Here is a 24,131-nt window from a genome sequence, read left to right on the forward strand (position 1 = left end):
GCGCCCGGCGAGAACCGCTGACACCACGGTTCTCGACGCCGAGCTCTTGAGCCGGTCATGCCGGCTCAGTGCAGTGGACCTCAGGGGGCGCAGAGCTACGGGGAAGCCCTCACCCCGCCTTGGTCAGGTGGGCGATGACGCCATCGATGTCCTGCTGCAGCCGCTCCGGGCGCACAATGTGACCCCCCGCGTCCTCATGACGCTCGTGAGGAATGCCGGCGGCCTCCAGGGCACCGCCGAAGGTCCTCTGGGTCGGCAGGACATGATTCTCGTTCGGGTCGACGGGATCCGTTCCGCAGACGAGGAAGATGCGCTTGCCCCGGTAGCTCTCGATGTGCTCCATGGGGTTGTCCGCGCTCACACGGGCCTCGTCCCACGGGGCCCCGTAGACCATGCCGCCCCCGAGCTCGACCATCGAGGTCAGATTCGCCCAGTGAGTGATCGCGGCGCCATCCGTTCCGCGCAGGTCCGCGGGCCCCGAGTGGCAGGAGACGGAGGCGAAGTGCCCGTAGTACTTGGCCGTGTACTTCAGGGCCCCGAGGCCTCCCATGGAGAACCCGGAGACGGCGCGCCCCGCGGGCTCCGCGATGGTGCTGAAGGTGGCGTCCACCCAGGGGACGAGCTCGCCCATGTGGAAGGTCTCCCAATTGCGCGGCCCCACATTGGAGCTCACCGGGTTGGAGTACCAGCCGGCGGTTCCTCCATCGGGCATGACGACGATGAGCTCGCGGCCCACGGTGTAGTCCCGGATGCCCAGCTTGTCGAAGATCATGAAGTTGTTGTCGCCGCCTCCTCCGTGAAGGAGGTAAAGCACCGGGTAGCGGCGCGCGGGGTTGTACCCGTCGGGCAGCAGCACATTGACGGCCGGGTTCCAGCCGATCGACGGCGTGGAGAACCGGTAGTACTGCATACGGCCGCCGTCCTGGTGCTCGACGACGCTCAGGCCCGCGGCCCGGGCGGGAGCCGCACCGGCCACGGATGCGCCGGCGCCCACGGCGGCGAGTGCAGCGACCCCGCCCACCCCCTTGAGCATGCTGCGTCGGTCGATCCCCCGGCGGGCCGGAGGGCGAGGCGGATCCAGGGTCATCGGGTGGTCAGGTTTCTGAATCATGGGATGTACAGCTCCTTGCCGCGTCGATGATGGTGAAGAAAGGGGGTCCCTCCCCCCAGGCCGCCTCCACTGGATCATGGCTGCGGCGTTCGTCGCGAGCCTGGCATGGCGGTCGCGACCAACACCGATACTATCGTTATTAATCGGTGGAAAATATAGATGAGGCTCCCCGTCTTGACATGCGTCGCCCGGCAGGACGAGATCACGGCGCCGACCAGCGAGGTGGCGCCGGCGGCGGCGCGCCCGCTATGCTCGTCGCCATGACGACTCCTCTGACCCAGGCCCGCACGATGATGGTGCGTCCTCTTGGCGAGGGTCGAATGTGCATGCGCTGACAGCGCCAGCCGTCGCTGTCTGACACGTAACGGTGAGAGTCCGAGCCGCGTCACACCGGTTCGTCGCACTCCGCGGAGGCCCCGCTGGCCCCGTGTTCATCCCTCCAGCACCCCGCCACCTCGGCCGGCCCGCGCGCCGGCCGCCCCGGAAACGCACCGCATCGACGTGCCGCGCAGGCGTCCTGCGCCGCCGCCCGTCGCCGCGTCCGGGGACCCGAGAGGACCTCCACCATGCCCGCCCACCTCACCCCTGTCCCGGCCTGTCAGGCCTCACGCCGACCCCAGTACCATCCTCGGCCGTCTCCTCCCCCGCGGCCGCCTTCTCACCGGCCGGCCACTCCCCCTTCTCCACCTGCCCCGCCGTCGACCCCGCCTCCTTCGACGTCGTCCCCGACCGCCGCGGCACGGCCAGCCTCAAGTGGGACTTCGCCGTCGAGCGCGGCCGCCCCGAGGGCGTCCTGCCCCTGTGGGTCGCAGACATGGACCACACCACCGCACCCGCCGTCACCAGCGCCCTGCTGTGGCGCACCCGCCACGGCATCTTCGGCTACTCCGAGCCCGACGACGCCTACCACGCCGCCCTGACCGGCTGGTTCTCCCGCCGCTACGGCTGGCAGGTGGAGGCGGCCTGGAACACCGTGACTCCCGGCGTCGTCCCGGCCCTCGCCCTGGCCGTGCGCGCCCTGACCGCCCCGGGCGAGGCGGTCCTCATCGAGGAGCCCGTCTACTACCCCTTCCGGGAGGTCGTCGAGGACAACGGGCGCACCGTAGCCTCCGTCCCGCTGGTGCGCGACGCCGACGGCCTCTACCGGCGTGACCTGGCCGCCCTGGAGGCCACCATCGAGGCCACCGGCTCACGCCTGCTGCTCCTGTGCAACCCGCACAACCCGGTCGGCCGGGTCTGGAGCCGGGGCGAGCTCGCCGCCCTGGACGAGGTGGCGGCCCGCCACGGCGTCGTCGTCGTGGCTGATGAGATCCACGCCGACCTGGCCCTGCCGGGCCTGACCACCACCCCCTTCGCCTCCCTGAGCGAGGAGGCCGCCGCGCGCACGATCACCTGCACCTCGCCGTCGAAGTCCTTCAACCTGGCGGGCCTGCAGGTCGCCAACATCCTCATCGCCGATGCGCGCCTGCGCGAGGCCTTCCGCCGCGAGCTCGCCACCACCGGCTACTCCCAGCCCAACGTCCTGGGCCTGACCGCCTGCCAGGCCGCCTACGAGGGCGGCGAGGCCTGGCTCGACGCGCTGCGCGAGCACATCGCGGCCGCCCGGGCGCACGTCGAGGCGCGCCTGGCGCGGATTAGGGGGATTGAGGCGGCGCCCTGCGAGGGCACCTACCTGCTGTGGCTGGACTGCTCGGGCTTCCTGGAGGCCGCCGGGCTCGAGCCCGATGAGCTCGACGAGGTCATGCTGCGCGAGGCCGGGCTCTGGCTCGACGACGGCCGGATCTTCGGCGCCGGCGGCGAGGGCTTCACCCGCATCAACGTCGCCTGCCCCCGCGCCACGCTCGACGCCGCCCTGGACCGGCTGGAGGCGGCCGTTACCGCCGTGATCGCTCGCGCCGCCGAGCGATCCGGGCGCGGTCGCGTCGCCCTGTCCGCCTGAGCCGGTTCGCCCGAACCCCGCCGACCGGATCGGCTACCCGGCGTCCAGCCACCGATCACCGGCGGCACCGCCACCGCCCCTCAGCCATCATTCCTTCCGCCCCGCCAGCCCGAGGAGAAGCCGCCCATGACCACTACGTCCGCACCCCAGCCCACCGGCCGCCCCGAGTGTCCCGAGCCGCTGGCCGCTCGCACCTTCCCCGTCCACCACCACCCAACGTCGTCGGCCCCGGCCCCGCAGGTCCGCCTGGAGACGCTGCTGGTGCGCTCGGGCACCGGGACCGACCCGGCCACGGGTGCGATCACGACGCCGATCCACCTGTCGACCGCCTACGGGCACCCGGGTCTGGGCGAGTCGACGGGCTACGACTACACGCGCACGGCCAGCCCCACCCGCGACGTCCTCCAGGACGCCCTGGCCCGCCTGGAGGGAGGGACGGCCGCCTTCGCCCTGTCCTCGGGGATGGCGGCCCTGGAGCTGGTGACCCGCACGCTGGCGCCGCATGGCAGCCGGATCGTGGCGCTGCGCGACCTGTACGGCGGCTCCTTCCGCTTCCTGGAGGTTCTGGCGGAGGAGGGCGCCGCACGCGTCGACTTCGTCCTGGGTGTCGAGGGCCTGCGCGAGGCGCTGGCCTCCCCGGCCGACCTGGTCATCATCGAGACGCCCACGAACCCGATGATGGAGGAGATCCCGATCCCCGAGGCGGTCGAGCTGGCCCACGCGGCCGGGGCGAGGCTGATCGTGGACAACACCTTCTACACCCCGGTGGTGCAGCGGCCCCTGGAGCTGGGGGCCGACGTCGTCGTCCACTCGGGCACGAAGTACCTCGGCGGGCACAACGACGTCATGGCGGGCGTGGCGGTGGTGGCCGACGACGCCCTGGCCGAGCGGCTGAACTACCGGCTCAACACGACCGGCGCGACGCTGGGGCCATTCGACTGCTTCCTGCTGCTGCGCGGGCTCAAGACCCTGGCGCTGCGCATGGAGCGCCACGAGGCCAACGCCACCGCGATCGCGCAGTTCCTGCGCTCCAGCCCGCACGTGACGCGGGTGCTCTACCCGGGGCGATCGGGCATGGTGAGCTTCGACCTGGCCGAGTCGGTGGATGTGTCCCGCTTCCTGGAATCGGTGCGGGTGTTCACCTTCGCCGAGTCCCTGGGTGGCGTGGAGTCGCTGGTGACGTGCCCGTCGGTGCAGACGCACGCGGACGTGCCCGCCGAGGTGCGTGCCTCCTACGGGTTGAGCGACCGGCTCATGCGCCTGAGTGTGGGGATCGAGCACGTCGACGACCTCATCGCGGACCTGGCCCAGGCATTCGAGGCCGCCGGCGTCTGAGAGTTCGTTCGAAGCCCGAACTGTCCATAAGGACAGGCAGTGCTGTGCTTCAGGCGGGGGCCATCGGGCTGTGGAAGGACAATGCTCGTTACTATGAGACGCCTACGAACCACCTCGCCACCGCACGCCAGCTCTACCCTCACCGTCCTCACCCTGCTCGGCACGCTCACCGCCTGCAGCATGCTCGGTGCGAATATCGCAGCCGCCGCCAGCCCGCCCGCGCAGGGTTCCCATGAGGCCGGCGTCGTGCTGGACAGCAGTACGAACTCGAACAGCAACGCCGACACATCTCGGGCCACCGGCAGCAACAGCTCAAACGGTTCCACGGGATCCACCGGGTCCACGGGGGCGGACGTCCCCAAGGGCCTGGAGTCCTTTTACAACCAGGACCTCACCTGGACCGACTGTACCGACGACGCCACCGGGACCGCCTTCCAGTGCGCTACCGTGACCGTTCCCCTGGACTATGACAACCCGCAGGGGCAGACCATTACGGTGGCCCTCAAGAAGCTGTCCTCGACGAGTTCCTCCCCTCGGGGCTCGGTGTTCCTCAACCCCGGCGGACCCGGGGGAAGCGGTATCTCCGCCATCGAGTCCCAGGCCGATCTCTACAAGAGCGGCGATCTGTCCGAGGTCCTGGCGAACTACGACGTCATCGGCTTCGACCCTCGCGGCGTCGGCCAGTCCACTCCTATCACCTGCTGGACCCCCGAGGACGTCCAGGCGATTCTGGCCGGGCAGGCCGAGGTGCCCTTCTCCCCCTTGACGCCGGGCAGCGCCGCCGACATCGTCGCCCAGGGCTCACGCGAGGCCACGGCCTGCGAGGAGCACACGGAGGTCCCCGAGATCCTCGACCATGCGGACACCCGTTCCGTCGCCCGTGACATGGACGTCATGCGGGCACTGGTGGGAGACAAGGACCTCAACTACCTCGGCTACTCCTACGGCACCTACCTGGGCGCCGTCTACACCGAGCTCTTCCCCGACAACATCGGACGCGTCGTCCTGGACAGCGCCATGGACCCCACCATGGCTCGCCAGGATCCGATGGAAGGTGATGCGGCAGCCGGGGAGCAGTCACTGCGCACCTACATCGAGTCCCAGCAGGGCCAGGCGGGGTTCCCCCTGAGCGGTACGACGGATGAGGCCGTCGCCCAGCTCGCCACCTTCCTCGACGGTCTGGATGCCGATCCGCTGACCGTCTCCGGATCCGGAACGCCCCTGAACCGCGCCAAGGCCGTTGACGCGATCGGCAAGCTCGTCACCACATCACCTGACAAGTGGCCGCTGCTCACCGAGGGACTGACCCAGGCCATGAATGCGCACGACGGCACCGCTCTGAAGGCGAACGCCGACGCCGTCTCCGGCAACAGCGCACCTCCCACGACCGAGAAGCAGGTGGTCGAGCAGCTCCAAGGCCTCAAGGTCTTCTCGGCCAACCGGTGCCTCGACTTCCCCGACGCCGGGAACGAGTCGAGCTGGGATGCGGCACTGGCCTCCTACCACCACGACTACCCGGTCTTCCACAGTCTGTTACCCCAGTACGACGCGTTCTGCCACGGCTGGGGGCACACCAGCAGGACCGAGGCGGTCGACGTCGACACGAAGGCCACGAACCCGGTGCTCATCGTCGGCATCCTGCACGATCCGCAAACGCCCTACCCGTGGTCCCAGACACTGGTGTCGAGGATCCGCAACAGCCATCTGCTGAGCGTGGACATGTACGGTCACGGCGCTACCGGTCGCAATGCCTGCACGAGCACGAAGGTGAGCGACTTCCTCGTCAACGGGACGCTTCCCTCTGACGGCGAGGTCTGCGCGGCGGACCCGGAGCCCCAGGCAGGAGGTGGTGAGAAAGGCTGACGCGAAGATTCAGCAGCGACTCCGCTGAGCCGCGCCGTCGGAGCCGGGGAGTGCCGGAAATGGAAAACACCCCGGCTCCGACTTTCCAGCCGATGACGGGGTGTTGGTGCGCCCGAAGGGATTCGAACCCCCAACCTTCTGATCCGTAGTCAGATGCTCTATCCGTTGAGCTACAGGCGCTCGTCGTTGCCGACGGATAGAAGATTACTCAGCGTCCACCCAGGGGACAAATCCGCGCCCCGTGAGGATGGGCACAGGGCCGGAGCCCCGCCGACGACGGAGCTCCGGCCCTGTGCGTGCTGCTACGGCAGCGGTGCTCGTCTGCGAGCCACTGGGTCCCTACCCGACGCTGGTACTCCCGGTGTTGAAAGACCACATCGAGAGGCCGAACGCGCCGAGCACGACAGAGAGGAGGATGCTCAGGACGATGCCGATCACCATCCAGATGAGAGCGGCCCTGGCCCAGTTCTTCCTAGCGACCGAGCGGCCGTCGCCGAAGGCGAGCATCAGCAGGTAAATGAGTCCGAACAACGGGATGGCGGCCAGGAACGTCGTCAGCATCCAGCTGCCGACGGAGTCGGCGCCCTCGTCGTAGGGCTGCGCCAGCGCGCCGCCGCCCGCCGACTGCCCGAATGACGTCCCTGCGGCGGGGGGAACCACGTCGGAGAAGGCGGGGACCTGCCCGGCTGCGGCATCGGAGGAGGGGGCCGAGTCCCACTGGGGCGCCGAGCCCTGCGACTGGACGGACGGGGCCGACGACGGTGCGGACTGGGCGACCGGCTGCGCCGCCGCGGGAACGAAGGTCTCCGCCGCCTGCTCGGCCTCAGCGCGCGCGGTGGCCGTGGGGAAGACCGAGGACATGCCGACGTCGCCGTCGTGGCGGCCCCCACTGAAGGGGTGCGAGTGAGGGGCGGGCTGCTGGGCGAAGGCCTGCTGGTCCTGGGGAACCGCCGGCTGCGCAGGTTGCTGCTCCTGCCAGTGCAGGGTCTCCTGGCCCCCGGCGGCACCCGGAGCCCCACCAGCAACGGGCTCCGAGGACGTACCCGGCGCCGAGGGGGTACCGGGTGCCGACTGAGCGAGGGGCGAGGCCGCGGCCGCCGCGCCGTCGTCGCCCTGGGGCGCGCCCCAGGCGGGCTGAGCCGGCTGTTTGTAGGGCGTCGGCTGGGCCGCCGGCTGAACGGATGGTTGCCCGGCCTGGAAGGGCGAGGCACCGGAGCCGCCGAATCCTGCACCTCCAGCCGGGTCGGACTGACCGAACTGAGGCGGCTGGCCAGGCTGGGGCTGCGGGCTCGGCGGCCCGAACGGATCGGCCCCGCTCTGCTGGGCGTAAGGATTGCCCTGAGCGTAGGGGTCCGCCGGGGCGGCCCCCGGCTGGGCGGCTGCCCGTGCGGCACCTGTGGGGTAGGCACGCGTCTGTTCCTCGGGCGGAGGCCCAGCGGGAAGGTCGGGCTGCACGGGGCGCCACGATCCGGCCTGGGCCTGGGCGCCGGGTACCCCACCGGGCACCTGCCCGGCGGCCTGCTGCGACTCGGCGCGTGCGGCGTCGAGCAGGTCCTGGTTGATGAGGACAGTCCGTGCGTTGAACTCGTCCCCCTCGCCGGGGCGGGGCGATCCGGAGGCCGGAGGCTGGGTTGCGTCGTGGTCAGACATGAGGTCCCTCTCAGTCGAGTACAGCATCACGCTATCCCGGATCAGCGCGGGGCGACACACAGGCACCCCGATCGGCCAGAGGCGAACGCGCCGAGCGGGCTTGATTCGTGGGGCTCGGTCGGCGGGGCATGGCCGCAACAGCGGGCTCGTGGAGGCCCGACGCGTTCCGAGACGCCGGTACCGCGCCAGCAGGCGACCCCGACGACGAGGCCCCGGCGCACTGCTGCGCACCGGTGCTCTTCGCTCTGGCGGAGATGGGGAGATTCGAACTCCCGAGGGGCTTCCACCCCAACCTCCTTAGCAGGGAGGCGCACTAGGCCACTATGCGACATCTCCATCGCCTTCCCACGGCTCCACCGTAGGATGCACGCGCAGCCTACCGGCAGGACGCCCCCACGAGCAAACTGCCCGACGACTTTTCGCGGGCACCTTGACGTGAGGCACCCCGGCCACTGGGCGGATGGGCGGCCTGCGGCCGTCACTCACGGCCCGAAGTCTCCGGATCCAACGATCCGCCGGCCCTCAGATGCGCACCGGGGCCATAATGTCCCTGGAAGCATGCCATAAGGCGACGAGAGCATGAGCTGCGCACTGCGAGGAGATGGACAGGGATGAAGAGTCGGTGAGCGAGGAGACGAGTGCGCGGATCACGGCTTTCATCACCGACCTGCGCAAGGCGCTGGAAGGCGCGGGTGACCCGGCCCGCGCGGAGCAGCAGCGGGCGTACCTCAAGTCCGAGATGGCGATGTACGGAGTCGGGGTCCCGGAAACGCGGTGCCTCTCCCGAAGGACCGCTGGCGCCCACACCGAGCTGTGGACCGAGGCCACTACCTGGGAGGCCGCGCTGCGGCGCCTGTGGGACGGGGCCGCTCACCGCGAGGAGCGCTACGCGGCCCTGGCCATCATCCGATCCAAGCTGTCCACATCGCATGCTGGACGCATGGAGTCCCTGGCGCTCTACGAGCATTTTCTGCGCACGGGGCAGTGGTGGGATCTGGTTGATGAGACCTCCCACGCCGTCGGGCTGGTGGTGCGTCAGCACCCGGCTGCGGCGGCCCGCATGCGCGTGTGGGCCACCGATCCGGACATGTGGGTACGGCGCAGCGCCATCATCTGCCAGCTCCAGCACAAGGCCGACACGGACCTCGACCTGCTCACCGGCGTCATCGAGGCCAACCAGGAGGACTCGGAGTTCTTCATCCGCAAGGCGATCGGCTGGGCGCTGCGCGACTACGCGCGTACGGACGGCGACTGGGTGCGCACCTTCGTCCAGGGACATCCGGACCTGTCCCCGCTCAGCCGACGCGAGGCCCTCAAGCACCTGTGAGATTGGGGCGACATCGACCAGGACGGCGGGCCACCGAGGCATGTGCGGACAACGCACAGCGGAGATGAGAGAAGCGCCCCTCCACCCCCATCTCCTTGGTGCGCGTACCACAGGGGATTGATCCCCCTACCGTTCATACTATTTTCGAGATCTCCTAGTTGTGCTGCAACAAGCACGAAGTCACCCCGGCTTCGAAGGCCTACCCAAAGGAGAAGACCCCCATGCGACTCACCAAGCGAAGCCTCATCAAGACCACAGCCATTGGCTCAGCTTTCGTTGGAGCACTAGCACTCGCAGCGCCAGCCTCAGCGAACTCTTTCGGCCCCACAGACTATGGCACTGGTGGCTACGCAATGGTCTCATACAACGATGCAACTGACACATTCTGCGTATCCAGATCAGGTACAAAGCAGGCATGGGACTTCACCACTATCCGCATCTATCCCGAAACAAGCAGTCGCGGACCAAGTTACAACTTCGATGTTTGGCAAGGACAAACAAAATGCGTCAGTCTCGAACGAGCGTATGAGGACACTTACTATTACTATCGGGCGGACGATGAGACTCCGGTCAACTTTTACAGCTGAACCAAAAGCACAAGCCTCGCGCAAATCGCGACATCAACAACATCCCCGCTTCCCCTCCTATATCACTCGAGCCCCCGGCGGCACTTCAACCTGCCGAGGGCTCGAGTGCACATGCAGGTTCCTGAATGACGATCTGGCAGGATCACTCCAGATGCGGCTACACGCTGATGGCAACCCCGCGCACCCCACCATACCCACCCCCTCGTACGCGAACCACAGGGGATTGATCCCCCTACCGCTCATACTATTTTTGAGGTCTCATGGTTGTGCAGCAACAGGCAGAGAGATCACCCGGACGTCAGCGTCCAGCCAAAGGAGGCACCCCATGCAACTCACAAAACGGAACCTCATCAAAACCGCCGCCATCGGCTCAGCTTTTTTTGGAGCACTAGCAATCGCAGCGCCCGCCTCAGCGAACACATTCGAACCGACCTACAACGGCACTTACGGCGACGCGACAATTAGCTACAACGACGCAACCGACGACTTCTGCGTAAACGGCATATACAATGGAGCTGATTTTACTGTTGCGCCCTCGAATGCTGGCAGCGGACCGACCTACAACATCCGAGTCAACGCCGGAGAAACCAAGTGCGTCAGCTTAGCTCGAGCATATGAGGACAGCTCCTACTACTATCAGATGAATACCGTTCATTTCTATCACGGAGTAGCGTTGGATAACTTCCCGGTATATTTCTACAGCTGACCCGAGCACATCAAGACGCTCCTGCCAGACGAACGCGTCATTCCGTCATTCCCATCTCCTTGACACATGTAGCATAGGAGATTAATCCCCTACCGCAAAGGCAGATTCCACAGTCTCATAGCTGCACGGCAACAAGCACGAAGCACCCGGACTTCAACGCCCAACAAAAGGAAACACTCACCATGCGATTCACAAAACGAAACCTCATCAAGACCGCAGCGGTCAGTTCAGCGCTTCTAGGAGCAATTGCTGTCGCTGCACCGGCGTCCGCCAACTCCTTCGGACCGACCGACTATGCCACAGGAGGATACACAAAAGTCAGTTACGACGACGCGAACGACCAATTCTGCGTCACAGGAACCGGCACGGATTACGCAGGAGTCACCGTAGCACCATCAAACGGACGGCGAGGGCCGAGCCATTATATTTCAGTCGGCCCAGGGGCAACAAAGTGCGCCAGCCTAGCACGAGCCTTCGAGGACACTCGCTACTTCTATCAGGCAGAAGATCCTCTGACTGGAAACAATTACGACCCAGTCCACTTTTACAGCTGACCCGAGCACATCCTGAAGCGTTCACCTGACAATCGAACCATAGCCGCCATTCCCATCTCCCCACTCCCGCAACACTCGAGCCCTCGGCAGCACTTCACCTACCGAGGGCTCGAGTGCATGTCCAGGTTCCTGAGCGGCGATCCGACAGGCCTACTCCAGATACGGCTACAGCTGATCGCGGCCCCACGCGCCCCACCACGCCCACCCTCTGCACACGCAAGCCATAGGGGATTGATCCCCCTACCTTTCGCACTGATTTTGAGGTCTCATTGTTGTGCAGCAACCAGTAGAGAAGTCACCCCGACTTCAGCGCCCACCAAAAGGAGGATACCTCATGCGATTCACAAAGCGAAACCTTATCAAGACCGCCGCTATGGGCTCTGTGTTCATCGGGGCGATGGCGCTCGCAGCGCCGGCCTCAGCAAACTCTTTCGGCCCAACCGAATACGGCACCAACGGCTACGCAATAGTTAGTTACGACGACGCAAACGACCAATTCTGTGTAACTGAGAACTCTGGCTGGTATAAGGGCTTTGCGAACGTCCGTCTTTACCCTGAAACGAACAGTCGCGGCCCAAGCTATAACTTCGACGTTTATGCAGGCGAAACAAAATGCGTTAGCCTGAGCAGCGCCTTCGAAGACAGTTACTACTACTACAAAGTGAACCACCACAGCCCGGTCAACTTCTACAGCTGACCCGTAAGCATCATCCTTGCGAGAATCGCGGCATAGTTACCATTCCCATCTCCCCATTCCCGCAACACTCGAGCCCCCGGCAGCGCATCGGCTGCCGGGGGCTCGAGTAAGTTATCAAGTTCCTGAGCGGAGAGGGAGGGATTCGAACCCCCGGTGCGCTAGGCGCACAGCGGTTTTCAAGACCGCCACATTCGGCCGCTCTGTCACCTCTCCAGGCCGCGCCCTCGGGGCGCGACAGGCACAAACCCTACCATCCCGGTGGACCCGCGGTCACCGCGAGCCCACCCGCGGCCCGCTCGGGAGCACCCGGCGGACTTCAGGACCTGCCGAAGAACCCGCGCCGGTGCGGCTTGCTGGCACGCGCCGGCAGCAGGGAGTTCGGCTCGTCGAGCCGCCCCTCGGCCAGGGCCTGCCCGATCGCCGGCCACACCGGCAGGCGGGCCATGAGCGTCGTCTGCAAGGCGTGGTAGATGTCCGGGTGCCCGGCCCAGGTGCGGGTGGAGGGCCGGTTGTCGCGGTCGAGCTCGTGGGTCCACACACCGGGCGCCTCGATGAGGAACTCCTCGGCGTAGTCGATCCAGGCCCGGTAGCAGTGCTCGTAGTGCTCGACGTCGATCTCCCCGCGTCCGTCGTCGAGCAGGGCCTGACGGAGGGCGGCCGAGGCCGAGATGCCCTCGCAGACCACCCAGTGCATGCGCTCGTGGACCACCGGCTTGCCGTCGAAGTCCGTGGTGTAGACGAACCCGGGGGCGCCGTCGACGCGCCAGCCGTCGGTGCGGGCCTGCTCGAAGATGCGCTCGGCGGCCTCCAGCATCCAGTCCGGCGCGCTCATGGAGCGGTTGATGAGCGCGCCGCGCAGCTGCACGGTCAAACGCGCCCACTCCAGGCCGTGGCCAGGGGTGACGCCGTAGGGCCGGAAGGGGTGAGCCGGCTCGTCACGGTTGTAGTCGAGCCGCGGCTCCCAGGAGACGCTGTAGTGCTCGGGCAGGCGCCAGCCGTGCTCGCGGGCTTGCACGTTGACCGCGAAGTCGACGATCTTCAGGGCCCGCTCCAGCCAACGCACCTCGCCGGTGACGTCGGCGGTGGCCAGGTAGGCCTCCACCGTGTGCATGGCGGCGTTGATACCGCGGTAGTCCTCGGGGCCTGTGAAGTCGAAGGCGTAGGACTCGATCGGCATCTGCTGGGCCTCGTCCCACCAGTAGCGGTCCTGGATCGTCATGGCGTCGCGCAGCAGCTCGTGGGCGCCGGGCCGGTCAGCAGCCGTCGCGGTGGCCGCGGCCAGGAGCACGAAGGCGTGCTGGTAGCACTCCTTGCGGCCCTCAGGATCGATCGGGACGCCGCGCCCCTCGGCGTCGGGCTCGGGGCCGATCGCCGAGTACCAGCCGCCGTTGACCGAATCGCGCAGGGGACCATTCAGGGCGCGCACGCCGTGGTCTGCGTAACGCCGGCAGCCGGGAATCCCCATGAGCGCCCCCAGGGAGAAGGCGAAGGTCATGCGGCCGGTGATCCACAGCTCGACGGAATGGGAGAGGTCCACCTCGCCGTCCTGGCCGATCCATCCGAATCCGGTGGGCACCTGCGCGGCGCGCGCGTAGTGCAGCAGCGCATGCGTCTCGTAGGCGAGCCAACGCTTGTGCTCGGGCGCGCCGAACCATCCCAGTCCCATGAGTCCTCCTTGATCCGCTGGGGATCCAAGGCTATCGACCCGCCCCACACGGATCAATGCTCAGTCCTGCTCGCCATCCGCTCCTCAGCCGCGACCGCGCCGCCCCTCCGAGCCGACGGCGCCCCGCCCGGCCCCGCCTACTTCTGCTTCGGCCAGGCCGACTCCGCCTGCCCGAGCGCCTCCGTGGAGGTCATCGCCCCGGTCGACCAGCGGCTCAGCCCCAGCCACAGGGCACTGCTGCCCACACCCACGGGCATCGAGTCGGAGGCGTCCATCTCCACGGTCGTCTCACGCGACTGGAGCAGCCTGGTGGCGCGCTTGCCGACGTCGCTGGGCGCCAGGTCCGGGTCGACGCCCTGGTAGGCGGTCGCCACCCCGCCCATCGCCATCCGGGTGCGGGCCCAGTCCTGGGAGGTCAGGTACTCCATGACCGCGTTGGCCGCATCCGAGCGGGAGAAGGCCACGAGGTAGTCGGTGCCCACGAGCACGGCATCCGAGCTGCGGTCCGCCTCCGGGGTGACGAAGGCCGAGACCTTGGTGCCCTTCGACGTCGGCGACGCCGTCGCCGCGGCCGACTCTCCACCGTCCTCGGCAGCGTCTGAGGACCCGGCAGCGGAGCCCCCGGTCGGGCTGGGCGCCTGGACCGTCACCGGGTTGGCGCCGTCGGCGTCGGTGATGGCGGTGCCCTCCGGGAAGAGGCTCTCGAAGGAGGAGGAGGCGTGCAGCATGAGGCAGCTGCCCTTGACCAGGTCGGCCCCGGCCTGCTCGGGGGTCCGCGAGATGACCGAGCCGCGCCCGCCGGCCACGTTCCCGTCGGCCAGGACCAGGGAGTCGACGGCGTCGAGGGCCTCCACGGCGCCCGAGGAGTCGACGGGCACCCGGTGCGAGGCCCAGGTCTCGTAGGCGCCGGGCCCCTGCGTGGAGAGCATGGCGTCCTCGAGCCAGTCGGTCATGACCCAGCCGGTGGACTCCCCGTCGGAGGCGCCCACGCACCAGGGCGTCACGGAGCCGTCGGGGTGATCGGCGCGGACCTTGCGGGCGAGGGACTCGAGCTCGGCCCAAGTGCCGGGCACCTCGTAACCGGCCTTCTTGAACGCATCCGGCGAGTACCACACGAGGGACTTCACCGAGGCCATGAGCGGGGCGGCGTACGGCACGGAGGCGTGGATGCCGACCTGGATCCAGTGCCGGTCCCAGCCGGCCTCCACGTTGCTGTTGACCGCGTTCGGCAGCGGGTGGACCACACCGGTGTCGACGAGCTCGGCCACCATGCCGGGCTGCGGCACGATCGCCAGGTCAGGCAGGTTATCGGGGTTGTCCTGGCTCGACGGCGACGCCCCCTTGCTGGAGGACAGGTCCGCGCCCGAGCCGTTGAGCAGCTGGGAGCGCAGCTCGGTGGTACCGGTGTGCTCGACGTCGATCCCCGTGCACTTCTCGAACTCGGCCACGGAGGCCTCGAAGCGCTCGGCCTCGGTGCCGGTCAGGCTGCTGGAGACCGTGACGGTGGTGCCCTCGTGGCCCTGGTGGGCCTGGTAGGCGGCGCAGCCGGTTGCGGTTGCGGAGGCGGCCCCGCCGACCGAGCAGGCGGCGGTGACGGCGGCGGCCATGGTCACGGCGCTGGCGGCCGCCAGGAGACGGCCGTAGCGGCGCAGCCGACCGGTGCGGCGTCGTCGGCCCGGGACCGCCCCGCCGGGCAGGCCGGCCCGAACGGAGCCGTCGCCGGAGTTCTCACGGATGACGTTGTGGTGGGAGGCAGGGAGAGGGGACTGTCGCATCAGGGGTGCCTTACTCGTTCTATGAGGGCGTCCAGGACGGCGGCGCAGCCGTCCCGCCACACGGGCTCGGTCAGGATATCGCCGCGGTCGCGCACCCACTGGGGCGCGCTGCCCATGACGACTCCGGCCCCGGCCCACTCGATCATCTCGACGTCGTTGGAGCCGTCCCCGACCGCGAGGGTGTGGGCGGAGTCGGCGCCCAGGCGGGCGATGAGCGCCTCGAGGGCGGAGGCCTTGGTGACGCCCTCGGGAGCGACGTCGAGCCAGGCCGTCCAGCCGATGGCGTACTCCACCGAGTGCAGCCCGGAGCCGGCCACGATCTCGGAGAAGCGCTCCACGGACATGCCCGGGGCCCGCAGGACCACGCGGGTGACCGGCTGGGAGACGAGCTCGTCGAGGGTGACGACCCGCTGGTCCTCGATGAGCTCGCCGTTGGGGAAGAGTCGGGAGACCTTGAACCCGACGCCGGGGTCCTCCACGGCGATGATGCCGTCGGGCACGGCGGCGTGCAGGGTCTCGATGGCGGTGCGCGGGTCGAAGGTGCGCGAGTCGACCACCTCGTAGCCACCAGGGGCATCCGGGTCGAGCCGCAGGGTCAGGGCGCCGTTGGCGCACACCATCCAGCCGGCGGTCATCCCCAGGTGGCGCACCACCGGCATGGCGGCAGCGATCCCGCGCCCGGTGGAGATGACCACGGGGACCTCGTGGGCGCGCAGGCGGGCGATGGAGGCCATGACCCGCTCCGAGACGCGCCCGTCCAGGTCGAGGATGGTGCCGTCGACGTCGAGGGCGACGACGAGCCCCTCGCCGGGTGTGAGCCGAGCCCCGCCGGCGGCCTCCAGGGCGTCGAGGTTCCGCATCCGGTCCTGGACGAGGGCGTGGTACTCCTCGTGATCCAGGGCCCGCCGGCGCAGCACGCGCCCACCGTCTCCCCCGGCGCTTCCGGCACTGTTCTCGAGGTTGTCGAGGTACCCGATGTACTCGGTGGAGCTGCCCAGGTGGGTCAGGGGCTGGCCGGCCGGCGCGATCCCGGTCTCGGGGTTGACGGCCGGGCCGTTGCCCGTGGGCTCAGGGCTGACGGAGCCGCCGACGGCGCCTGGCAAGGGCTCCGGCGTCGTCGACGAGGAGGACGATGGCGTGGGGCTCATGGTGGAACCGGCCTCAGGCTGTGGCGCCGACGGGCTCGATGACCTCCAGGCCGCCCAGGTAGGGGCGCAGGCCCTCGGGCACGCGCACCGAGCCGTCGGCCTGCTGGTGGTTCTCCAGGATGGCGACCATCCAGCGGGTGGTGGCCAGGGTCCCGTTGAGGGTGGCCACGGGGCTCGTGCCGCCCTCGCGGCGCTCGCGCACGGCCAGGCGGCGGGCCTGGTAGGTGGTGCAGTTGGAGGTGGAGGTGACCTCCATCCAGCGCTGCTGGGTGGGCAGCCAGGCCTCGCAGTCGAACTTACGGGCGGCCGAGGAGCCCAGGTCCCCGGCGGCGGTGTCGATGACCCGGTAGGGCAGCTCGACCAGGGCCAGCATCTCCTCCTCCATGGCCAGGAGGCGGGCGTGCTCGGCCTCGGCGTCCTCGGGACGGCAGTAGGAGAACATCTCGGCCTTGTTGAACTGGTGGACGCGGATGATGCCGCGGGTGTCCTTGCCTGCGGCGCCGGCCTCGCGCCGGTAGCAGGTGGACCACCCCATGTAGCGCCTGGGCCCGGCGGACAGGTCGAGGATCTCGTCGGCGTGGTAGCCGGCCAGGGCCACCTCGGAGGTGCCGGTGAGGTAGAGGTCGTCGGCGGGCAGGTAGTAGATCTCGTCGCTGTGGGCGCCCAGGAACCCGGTGCCGCCCATGACCTGCGGGGTCACGAGCGTGGGGGTGGTCATCGGGGTGAAGCCGCGGGCGACGGCGGCGTCCAGGGCGGCCGTCATGAGGGCCAGCTCCAGGCGCATGCCCCAGCCCTTGAGGTAGTAGAAGCGGGCGCCGGAGACCTTGGCGCCGCGGCGGGTGTCGATGATGTCCAGGCCCTCGCCGATCGCCAGGTGGTCGGCGGGCTCGAAGCCCTCGGCGGCGAAGTCGCGGGGCTCGCCGCCCTCGTGGCGCAGGACGACGTAGTCCTCCTCACCGCCCGACGGCGCTCCCTCGATGAGGTTGGCGAACTGGCGGGCCAGGGCGTCGAGCTCGGCGGCGGCGGCCGAGGAGGCGGCCTCGGCCGCCTTGACCTGCTCGGCGAGCTCCTTGGCGCTGGCGAGGATCGCCGGGCGCTCCTCCGGTGAGGCCTTCCCCACCGACCGGGAGACCGACTTCTGCTCGGCGCGCAGGCTCTCGAAGGCGGCCAGTGCCCGGCGGCGGGCCTCGTCGGCGGCGATGACACGGTCAACGAGCTCGACGTCGGCACCACGGGCTCGCTGGCTGGCTCGGAAGGGCTCGGGGTTCTCGCGAAGCGCACGCAGGTCGATCATGACCCCGAGTGTAGTCAGGACCGCGCCCGAGGCCGCATCCGGATCAGCCCCCGGGCGCAGCCGGGCCGCGGGCGGGCGGCAGGGCGAACCGGTCAGAGACGGTCAGACACGGTCGGCCACGGTCGGACGAAGTCACACTCCAGTGGCGGACTCGACACTCCGGTCGATTCTCCCCGGAATCGCCGTCGGGTCGACTCCGTTCGGGAGACGGACCAGGACCCCCGAAAGCCAATAATTAACCGGAAGATCGGGGCGAACCGCAGGCGCGCGGAACATACACGTTCACGCCGGCGCACACCAGTCCCCGCACACGAACGTGACCCACATCCCTCTACCGACGTAATCCACCTGTGAATACAATACATTTCAATCGGTGTACCCTATAGTTCCCGACGGCGCTTCCGGGCCGCCACGTAGGAGGCCCACCCGCACCGGACCCCACACCAGCTCTCCCCGCCCTTCCCGGCCAGTCGTCTGCCTCCGACTTTCTGTCACTCCGTCTTCATCTGGCTCGCCGATCGCGTTGGTGCGGGCCCCCGACCACAGGACCACAACTCATGCCGATCTCATCATCTCCCTCATTCTCCCAGTTACGGGCCTTCGTCGCCCTGTGCGACCACCAGCACTTCGGTGAGGCCGCCACGGCGCTCGGCGTCAGCCAGCCCAGCCTGTCCCAGGCCATCACCGCCCTGGAGAAGCGCGTCGGTGGCGAGCTGGTGGAGCGCACCACCCGCCGCGTGCTGGTCACCTCCCTGGGCGAGGCGCTTCTGCCCTTCGCGCGCGACGCGGTCCTGGCGGCCGAGGCCTTCACCGAGGCCGCCTCCAGCCAGGGAGCCGCCCTGAGCGGGTCGATGCGCCTGGGGATCATCCCCACCATCGCCCCCTATCTGGCCCCCGTCCTCATCGACGGCCTGCGCGAGGCCCTGCCCCAGATGGAGCTGGACCTGCGCGAGATGGTCACCGGGGACAACCTCGACCAGCTCGCTCAGGGCCGCCTCGATGCCGCCATCATCGCCCTGGAGGACGACCTCCAGCGCACCACCGCGATCCCGATGTTCGACGAGCAGCTCGTCATCCTCACCGCCGCCGACCACCCCTGGGTGGGCCGCACGGATGTGACCCCCGCCGAGCTCGACGACCAGCCCCTCCTCCTGCTCGACGAGGGCAACTGCCTGCGCGACCAGACCCTGGCACTGTGCCAGCGCTACGGCAGCCAGCCCCCGGTCGCGGTGGCCACCACCCTGTCGACGGTGACCCGCATGGTCGCCCACGGCTCCGGCGTGACGATCATCCCCGAGGGCGCCCTGCAGCTGCTGGCCCCCTCCTCGGAGTACGGCGTCGCCCGCTTCGGCGGCGAGGCACCGGTGCGCCACATGGGCCTGGTCCACCGGGTCTCCTCCTCCCGCGGCGCCGACTTCGCCCAGCTGGCCAGCCTCATCTCGCGCCTGGTGAGCGAGGCCGACCTGCCCGTCTCCCCCGTGAGGCTCCCGACCGCGGCCTGAGGCACCCTCCGAGTCACAGCATCGAGCCGTCTCCGGCTCCTCTCGTGGCCTCCTCCGGCGCTGCGGGGTCGTGACCGAGGCCGCACGGGCGACTACCCTGCCCCTATGACCGGCTCGCTCTCCGACGGCGGGACCCGGGCGACGACGCGCACCGGGCAGCCGCTGGCCTGCGTCGTCATCAACCCCTCCAAGCCGCGCGCCAGCGCCGCGGTACGGGGCCTGCTGGAGCACGAGCTGCACGAGGCGGGGCATGCCGGACCCGTCTGGCTGGAGACGAGCGTCTCCGAGCCCGGCACCATGCAGGCGCGCCTGGCCCTGGCAGCCGGGGCCCGGCTGGTGGTGGCCGCAGGCGGAGACGGGACCGTGCGCTCGGTGGCGGCCGGCATGGCCGGCACCGGCGCCCAGATGGGCATCATCCCCCTGGGCACGGCGAACCTGGCGGCCCGCAATCTCGGGATACCGGTCGGAGACCCGAGGGCAGCGGCCCGGGTGGCGGCCCGCGGCGTCGAGCTGCCCGCCGACCTGGCCTGGGTGAGGACCGAGCCCTTTGCCGAGGCCGACGTCGGAACGAGCCCGGCAGCGGCCGGTACCGCCGGTTCGGCGAGCGCCTCGGACGGAGCCGCAGCGGCCCAGCCGGCCCACGATCCGGCCAGTCCGACCGATCCGGCCAGTTCATCCGGCTCATCGCAACTGTCCGCCGAGGCGGCCCGGGCGGTGCGCGCGGTCCAGAGGGCGACCCGGCGCACCCGCCAGTGGACCCGTCCCACCCTCGGGGACGAGCACGCCTGCATGGTGGTGGCCGGGATCGGCTTCGATGCCGGTCTGGTCGCCTCCACGCGTCCGGCCCTCAAGGCGCGGGTCGGATGGGGCGCCTACGCCCTGGCGGCCGTGGAGAACCTGGGCTCGCCGCGCATGGACCTGGTTCTCAGCCTCCTGGACGAGGCCGGCGAGCGGCGCGTGGAGCGCCTGATCGCCCGCAACCTGCTGGTGGCCAACGGCGGTCGTCTCCCGGCCGGGATCACCCTGCTGCCCGAGGCCCGCACCGACGACGGCCTGCTCGACGTCGCCGCCATCGACACGATCGCAGGCCTGGCCGGGTGGGGATCCCTGGCGCGCCAGGTGCTGCCGCCCTACGCGGCGCACTACTCCGAGTCCGGCCGCTCCCTGGGCCGGGTGGTGCTGCGGCGCGGCGGGGAGGTGGCCATCCGGCTTTCCGCGCCGGCACTGGTGGAGGTCGACGGGGACCTGCTGGCGCCCACCCAGGGCATGCGGGTGCGCCTCGACCCCGGGGCGCTGCTCATCCGCCGCCCGGCGGCCTGAGGGGTGAGCCACCCGGCGCGCAACCGCACCTGACGGCTCCTGGCCTGCTCCGGGAGCCCAGACACCGGCCCGTGGGGGACGGTCGCGCGGACATGGTGGACACGAGGACCGCCTGCGCCGGCCGCGCACCGTGAAGGCGCGGGGACCCGCCTACTCCTCCCAGAAGCCGGCGACGTCGATCGCCCCGCCGGTGGCCTCGAAGTCGGCGCGCACGGCCCGGCGCAGCTCGGCGTCGTGGAGCCAGTCCAGGGCGACGGCGGCCAGCCCGTAGGCACCGTCGAGGGCGGCCGCGTCCCCGGTGGGAGCACCGGCGGCCTCGGTCATGGCGCGGGTGTGGAGGGCGATGTCGGGCCGGTCGGTCACCTTGATGAGCGGGTGGATGCCGGGCACGCGCTGGGAGACGTTGCCGAAGTCGGTGCCGGCGGCGATCGTCTCGGGCAGGACCCCGGGGGCCAGGGGGTCGCGGCCGCGCTCGCGCTGGGAGCGCACCCAGGAGGTGAGCAGGGGCCCGTTGTCGCGCACGGGGACCTCATTGCTGTCCTCGGAGGTGAGGATCTCGACGCCGGTGCCGGTCATGAGAGCGGCACCGTGGACGACCTCCTCGACCCGCTCGGCGATCTCCTTGAGGGTCTCGAGGTACTTGGAGCGCGCCATGATGGACAGCTCGGTGCGCTCGGGGATGATGTTGGGGACCTGGCCGCCTTCGGTGATGATGGCGTGGAGTCGGTCCATGGGGAGCATCTGCTGGCGCAGCAGGCCGATGCCGGTCAGGGCCAGGGTGGCGGCGTCCAGGGCATTGCGGCCCATGAAGGGCTGGGAGGCGGCGTGGGCGGGCACGCCGTGGAAGACGACGCTCAGGCGGCGCACCCCGAGCCAGGTCTGGTGGGTGACGTCGTGGGCGTAGGAGTGGGTCTGGATGGCGGCGTCGACGCCGTCGAGCATGCCGCGCACGGCCAGGACCTCCTTGGCGGTCGAGTTCTCCTCGGCGGGCGTGGTCTGCAGGACGACGCGGCCGGGCAGGGCGCCGGGGCGGGAGCGGGCCAGGGCGGCCAGGGCCAGGAAGGCGCCCACGGAGTTGGCGCACATGACGTTGTGGCCGCAGCCGTGGCCGATGCCGGGCAGGGCGTCGTACTCGGCGAGGATCGCGATGGTGCCGGCTGATTCACCGGAGTCTCCGGCCGCCGCGCCAGTGGCACTGGCCCCGGCGGTCCCGGAGATCTCGGCGCGCAGGGCGGTGTCCATGCCGTAGACGCCGACCTCTGGCTCGATGCCGTGGCGGCGCAGGAGCGCGGCGACCGTGGCCACGGCGTAGTGCTCCTCGAAGCCGGTCTCGGGGTGGTCGTGGATGTCGTGGGAGAGCTCGACGATCTGCGGGGCCAGCTCGGCGACGGCCTCACCCAGGGCGGCGCGCAGGTCGGCGGGGGCTCCGGCGTCGTCGGGCAGGGACGTCGGTGGGCCGACGACGTGGCGACGCTCCTCGGTCTCGGCTGCCATGCGCTCCTGAATGGCACTGGAGGGGACGGTGGGGCGGGTCAGGTCGTTCAGGTCGCGCATAAGGCAATCATGCCCAGCCGCGGCCCGTACTGCACGAGGGCCGGATACTACTGGCCAGGACATGGGTGTACTCCACGAAGGTCCGGGGATCGTGCAGTACGGACAACCCCTGGCCAGTACGCCCCGAGGCTCGTGCAGTAGCCGCCGAGGGCCACGGCCCGCCCGGCCACCCAGCGCTCAGTCGCGGGGCGCGGCGAGCCGGCGGGCCGCGTCGACGACGACGGCGCGCCGGCGATCGTGCGCCTCCTCGTCATCCAGGGGCCCGCACAGCATCCGCGTCACCTGGGGCACGGTGGACCACCAGCCCGTCAGGGACATGATCATGAGCATGAGCGCACCGGGGTCGACATCCCGAGCAAGGGCGCCGGTCTCCTGGCCGCTGCGCACCCCCGCGATCTTGCGCTGGTAGTGCTCGCGCCGTAGCTCCTCCTCGGGCACCTCGCCGTCGAAGGTGAGGGCCTCCCAACACAGGAGCCGAATGAGCTCGGGGCGTTGCCGGTGGTAGTCGTACAGGCGCCCGGCGTAGTCGCCCACGTCCTCCCCCTCATCGAAGGCGGGCGGAACGGCCTCGGCCGCCTTGGTCAGCTCGTCGCGCAGGATCGCGGAGAACAGGCGATCCTTGGAGCCGAAGTAGTTGTAGACGCGCTCCTTGTTGACACCGGCCCGCTTGGCGATCCGTTCGACGGTCGTCCCGGCGGGCCCGTGGCGGGTGAACTCGGCCGTGGCGGCGTCCTTGATCTTGCGCTTGGTGCCCTCGGTGTCCCAGGCCATGACGCCTCCTCCCGTGTCCCCGAGCGCCGACAGCAATTCCAACGCTGCCGTTGCAACTCTCCTTCCAGTCTACTAGGGTCAATTCCAACGCTTACGTTGGAAAGGGGTTCTCATGTCACCCGATCAGCATCCCGACGTCACCCACTCCCCCGAGCCGTCCAGCCAGTCGACGGCTCGGGGGAGTGGGTGAACCGCCACCCTCGTGGTCACCGCGCTGCTCGTCCTGACCCAGCTGTACGCCGCGATCCCTTTGCTGAAGCCGATCTCCGCCCAGCTGCACGGCAGCGCCACCTTCGCGCTGTCGACGGCCTTCAGCCTCACCTACGCCGCGGGCTTCCTCATCTGGGGGCCGGTCTCCGACCACTACGGCAGGAGGAGGATCATGGCGCTCGCGCTGGGGATCCTCACCGTCTCCACCGCCTGCTGCGCCCTGGCCCCGTCACTGCCGGCGCTCGCCATCCTGCGCGCGGTTCAGGGGCTGAGCGCCTCCGGCTTCGCACCCGTGGCCCTGGCCCACCTGTCCGAGGCGCCGGCTCCGCCCAGGCGTGCCAGGGCGATCGGGGCGATGTCGACGTCGTTCCTTGTGGCGGGCATCGCCGGCCAGGTGCTCGCCTCACTAGTCGCGCTGCACCTGGGGTGGCGATGGTTCTTCCCCCTGTGCGCGGGCCTGCTGGCCGTCGCGCTGGTTGTCATCCCCGCCGTCGTGCACGACGCCGCCCGCACCCCCGGCTCCTCGCTGCGAGTGCAGTTCCAGGCGCTGGGGCGACTCGCCCTGAGACCCGCGGTCCTCGCGCTCAGCCTCGCGCACCTCACGCTGCTCATGGTGTTCGTCGCCATGTACACCGGTATCGGCGGCCACCTGGAGTCGCTGGGCATGCGGCCCTCGACGATCATCCTCATTCGCCTGGCGGCCCTGCCGGCCATGTTCCTCAGCCTCGGTGCGGGCGCCCTGGCGACCAGGTGGTCCTGGCCCCAGGTGGCCCGGCTCGGCTTCGGACTGTCGGCACTGGGCATGCTCGGCGAGGCCCTGCTCGCGGGCAGCCTGGTGGGCCTGGTGGCCGCCAGCGTCGTGTATGTCGCCGGGGTCGCGCTGGCCGCGCCGGCGATGATCAGCCTCTACGGGCAGGTGTCCGCCCCCAACCGCGGCAGCGGCATGGCGCTCAACGGGTTCATCCTGTTCGTCGGCACGAGCATCGGCCCACTCCTGGCGACGTCGGTACCCACCTTCCGAGGCCTGGCCCTGGTACTGGCCGGGATCCTGGCCGTGGCGCTGGCTGCGGTCACCGGCTTCAAGGCGCTCGTCGGCGCAGAGCACTGACCACGAGCCGACTG

17 protein-coding genes and 3 tRNA genes are annotated in these 24,131 nt (G+C 69.7%); 9 read left to right on the forward strand and 11 right to left on the reverse strand.

Going from position 1 to position 24,131, the window contains the following annotated elements:
- Nucleotides 1-109 precede the first annotated feature (109 nt).
- Nucleotides 110-1,111 carry an alpha/beta hydrolase gene (locus BQ8008_RS10690; RefSeq protein WP_234415361.1) on the reverse strand — a complete coding sequence of 334 codons (1,002 nt, stop codon included), beginning with the start codon at nt 1,109-1,111 and terminating at the stop codon, nt 110-112.
- 595 nt (nt 1,112-1,706) lie between these two features.
- On the opposite strand from BQ8008_RS10690, the gene BQ8008_RS10695 reads away from it, so the two are divergent.
- The 3 genes from BQ8008_RS10695 to BQ8008_RS10705 all read left to right on the forward strand — a co-directional run bounded on the left by BQ8008_RS10695 (nt 1,707) and on the right by BQ8008_RS10705 (nt 6,248).
- Entirely contained in the window at nt 1,707-3,050 is a 1,344-nt protein-coding gene (locus tag BQ8008_RS10695; protein ID WP_234415475.1) for a MalY/PatB family protein, read from the forward strand.
- A 126-nt stretch (nt 3,051-3,176) separates the two neighbouring features.
- The gene (locus tag BQ8008_RS10700) at nt 3,177-4,385 is read left to right on the forward strand and encodes a PLP-dependent transferase (RefSeq protein ID WP_108833981.1); all 1,209 of its coding nucleotides are present in this window, start codon (nt 3,177-3,179) and stop codon (nt 4,383-4,385) included.
- Between the two features lie 93 nt (nt 4,386-4,478).
- Nucleotides 4,479-6,248: an alpha/beta hydrolase gene (locus BQ8008_RS10705; RefSeq protein ID WP_234415362.1), complete on the forward strand. Its 1,770-nt coding sequence runs from the start codon at nt 4,479-4,481 to the stop codon at nt 6,246-6,248.
- Between the two features lie 104 nt (nt 6,249-6,352).
- Here BQ8008_RS10705 and BQ8008_RS10710 read toward each other — a convergent pair.
- The 3 genes from BQ8008_RS10710 to BQ8008_RS10720 all read right to left on the reverse strand — a co-directional run bounded on the left by BQ8008_RS10710 (nt 6,353) and on the right by BQ8008_RS10720 (nt 8,234).
- Nucleotides 6,353-6,428: transfer RNA gene (locus BQ8008_RS10710), tRNA-Arg, on the reverse strand.
- Between the two features lie 159 nt (nt 6,429-6,587).
- A complete protein-coding gene (locus BQ8008_RS13475; RefSeq protein WP_234415363.1) occupies nt 6,588-7,898 on the reverse strand; it encodes a hypothetical protein in 1,311 nt (436 codons plus the stop codon).
- 246 nt (nt 7,899-8,144) lie between these two features.
- A tRNA-Ser gene (locus tag BQ8008_RS10720) sits at nt 8,145-8,234 on the reverse strand.
- Nucleotides 8,235-8,499: 265 nt separating this feature from the next.
- Here BQ8008_RS10720 and BQ8008_RS10725 point away from each other — a divergent pair.
- The 3 genes from BQ8008_RS10725 (at nt 8,500) to BQ8008_RS10745 (ending at nt 11,769) form a co-directional block, all read left to right on the forward strand.
- Entirely contained in the window at nt 8,500-9,225 is a 726-nt protein-coding gene (locus BQ8008_RS10725) for a DNA alkylation repair protein (protein ID WP_108833983.1), read from the forward strand.
- Between the two features lie 912 nt (nt 9,226-10,137).
- The gene (locus BQ8008_RS10735; protein ID WP_234415364.1) at nt 10,138-10,518 is read left to right on the forward strand and encodes a hypothetical protein; all 381 of its coding nucleotides are present in this window, start codon (nt 10,138-10,140) and stop codon (nt 10,516-10,518) included.
- Between the two features lie 888 nt (nt 10,519-11,406).
- Nucleotides 11,407-11,769, forward strand: coding sequence for a hypothetical protein (locus tag BQ8008_RS10745; protein WP_108833986.1), 363 nt, complete (start codon nt 11,407-11,409; stop codon nt 11,767-11,769).
- A gap of 127 nt (nt 11,770-11,896) precedes the next feature.
- On the opposite strand, the gene BQ8008_RS10750 is transcribed toward BQ8008_RS10745, so the two are convergent.
- The 5 genes from BQ8008_RS10750 to serS all read right to left on the reverse strand — a co-directional run bounded on the left by BQ8008_RS10750 (nt 11,897) and on the right by serS (nt 17,652).
- Nucleotides 11,897-11,982, reverse strand: a tRNA-Ser gene (locus tag BQ8008_RS10750).
- Nucleotides 11,983-12,085: 103 nt separating this feature from the next.
- Nucleotides 12,086-13,435, reverse strand: a complete 1,350-nt coding sequence (locus BQ8008_RS10755) for an AGE family epimerase/isomerase (RefSeq protein ID WP_108833987.1) — start codon at nt 13,433-13,435, stop codon at nt 12,086-12,088.
- A gap of 137 nt (nt 13,436-13,572) precedes the next feature.
- Nucleotides 13,573-15,210, reverse strand: a complete 1,638-nt coding sequence (locus BQ8008_RS10760; RefSeq protein ID WP_108833988.1) for an ABC transporter substrate-binding protein — start codon at nt 15,208-15,210, stop codon at nt 13,573-13,575.
- On the reverse strand, nt 15,210-16,358 hold the full coding sequence (locus BQ8008_RS10765) for an HAD family hydrolase (protein ID WP_108833989.1): 1,149 nt from the start codon (nt 16,356-16,358) through the stop codon (nt 15,210-15,212). Before BQ8008_RS10765 ends, BQ8008_RS10760 begins: the two co-directional genes overlap by 1 nt.
- A gap of 13 nt (nt 16,359-16,371) precedes the next feature.
- Entirely contained in the window at nt 16,372-17,652 is a 1,281-nt protein-coding gene (serS, locus tag BQ8008_RS10770; RefSeq protein ID WP_108833990.1) for a serine--tRNA ligase, read from the reverse strand.
- A gap of 557 nt (nt 17,653-18,209) precedes the next feature.
- On the opposite strand from serS, the gene BQ8008_RS10775 reads away from it, so the two are divergent.
- Together BQ8008_RS10775 and BQ8008_RS10780 are read left to right on the forward strand one after the other, a co-directional pair.
- Nucleotides 18,210-19,154 (forward strand): LysR substrate-binding domain-containing protein, encoded by a 945-nt coding sequence (locus BQ8008_RS10775; RefSeq protein WP_108833991.1) that lies wholly within the window; start codon nt 18,210-18,212, stop codon nt 19,152-19,154.
- 105 nt (nt 19,155-19,259) lie between these two features.
- Nucleotides 19,260-20,474, forward strand: a complete 1,215-nt coding sequence (locus BQ8008_RS10780) for a diacylglycerol/lipid kinase family protein (RefSeq protein ID WP_108833992.1) — start codon at nt 19,260-19,262, stop codon at nt 20,472-20,474.
- A gap of 150 nt (nt 20,475-20,624) precedes the next feature.
- Here the strand turns inward: BQ8008_RS10780 and BQ8008_RS10785 are convergent, their stop codons facing one another.
- Nucleotides 20,625-22,028: an amidohydrolase gene (locus BQ8008_RS10785; protein ID WP_108833993.1), complete on the reverse strand. Its 1,404-nt coding sequence runs from the start codon at nt 22,026-22,028 to the stop codon at nt 20,625-20,627.
- A gap of 177 nt (nt 22,029-22,205) precedes the next feature.
- Nucleotides 22,206-22,799: a TetR family transcriptional regulator gene (locus BQ8008_RS10790; RefSeq protein WP_108833994.1), complete on the reverse strand. Its 594-nt coding sequence runs from the start codon at nt 22,797-22,799 to the stop codon at nt 22,206-22,208.
- A gap of 202 nt (nt 22,800-23,001) precedes the next feature.
- Between BQ8008_RS10790 and BQ8008_RS10795 the strand changes: the two genes are divergently transcribed.
- The gene (locus tag BQ8008_RS10795) at nt 23,002-24,117 is read left to right on the forward strand and encodes an MFS transporter (protein WP_108833995.1); all 1,116 of its coding nucleotides are present in this window, start codon (nt 23,002-23,004) and stop codon (nt 24,115-24,117) included.
- Nucleotides 24,118-24,131 lie beyond the last annotated feature (14 nt).

Origin of the sequence: Actinomyces sp. Marseille-P3109, assembly GCF_900323545.1 — a bacterium.
Taxonomy (GTDB): Bacteria; Actinomycetota; Actinomycetes; order Actinomycetales; family Actinomycetaceae; genus Actinomyces.